The sequence below is a fragment of the Curvibacter sp. GW821-FHT09D12 genome (genome assembly GCF_059416245.1).
In genome coordinates, this window is sequence record NZ_JBWKOU010000054.1 from 1 (window position 1) to 1408 (window position 1408).

Here is a 1408-nt window from a genome sequence, read left to right on the forward strand (position 1 = left end):
CAGGCTGAAGAAATACCTCCCACGCATCCAGCCCAGCAGCCCAACCCCCGGTAAGCTCAGCGGAGCCTCCCACATCACTTGACCCTGACCCCCATGCGTGGCGCCGACACCTTCACCGAGAGCCTGTTCTCTGTCCGCAAGCTCGACGACTTCGTGCCAGCCTCGCACCCCCTGCGCCCCATCCGCAAGATGGTCAACACCGCCTTGACCAAGATGGATGCCTTGTTCTCGCGCATGTACGAAGCAGACATCAAGGGCGGGCGCCCCAGCATCGCCCCCGAGAAGCTGCTGCGCGCCATGCTGCTGCAAGTGCTGTACAGCGTGCGCTCGGAACGCCAGTTGATGGAGCAGGTGCAGTACAACCTCTTGTTTCGCTGGTTCATCGGCCTGTCCATGGACGACGAGGTCTGGGTACCCAGCGTATTCACCAAGAACCGCGAGCGGCTGATCGAACACGACGCGGTGATCGAATTCTTCAACGAAGTGCTCAAGATCGCCGACAAAAAGCACTGGCTCTCGGGCGAGCACTTCAGCGTGGACGGCACGCTCATCCAGGCCTGGGCGGGTCACAAGAGCTTTGTGCGCAAAGGCGACGATGACGCGGGTGGTGATGGCAATGGTGACGGCGCCGATGATGGCCCTGATGCAGATGCCAAAGCCCACAGCGATGGCGGCAACTTCAAGGGCCAGCGGCGCAGCAACGACACCCATGAATCCACCACGGACGGCGATGCCCGGCTGTACCGCAAAGGCAAAACCGCCAGCGAGCTGCGCTACATGGGACACACCCTGAGCGACAACCGCCACGGCCTGCTGGCCAATGCCGTGGTCACGCTGGCCGATGGCTACGCAGAGCGCGAAGCGGCCAAGGCCATGGTCAATGACGCCCGACAGGCGCAGCCTGATCCCACGCGAACCATCACGCTGGGGGCGGACAAAGGCTATGACGCACGGGAATTCATTGAGGCCTGCCAGGCCATGAACGTCATCCCCCACGTGGCCCAGAACAAGTCAGGCAGAAGCTCAGCCGTGCCCGAAGCCGTAGCGCAAAGTGAAGGCTACGCGGTATCGCAACGAAAGAGAAAGCTCATCGAGCAAGGCTTTGGCTGGGCCAAGACGGTGGGTGGCATGAGGCAGGTGATGGTGCGAGGAATCAAACGCGTGGACCAGATGTTCGTGCTGACGATGGCGGGCTACAACCTGGTGCGCATGCGCACGCTGGAGCAAATGGGACAGGTGCGTCTGCAGGGGGCGCATTGAGAGCAAACGGGGACAAAAGCGGCCGCTGAAGTGCAATGAAACGCCCAATTGGGCACGCTAATCCCGGAATGTGAAAAAAGCGCGCCAGCCTGCGGCTGTGGGGCAGGTCGGGATTGGAGTCTGGGGAGTATTTCTTCAGCCTGTTAGG

Annotated in this window: 1 protein-coding gene; it reads left to right on the forward strand. The window is 61.6% G+C overall.

Annotation, left to right across the window (positions count from 1 at the left end; all coding sequences use genetic code 11):
• Window positions 1–93 precede the first annotated feature (93 nt).
• Window positions 94–1260: an IS5 family transposase gene (locus AC07PT_RS30400; RefSeq protein WP_494659185.1), complete on the forward strand. Its 1167-nt coding sequence runs from the start codon at window positions 94–96 to the stop codon at window positions 1258–1260.
• The last annotated feature ends 148 nt before the right edge of the window (window positions 1261–1408 follow it).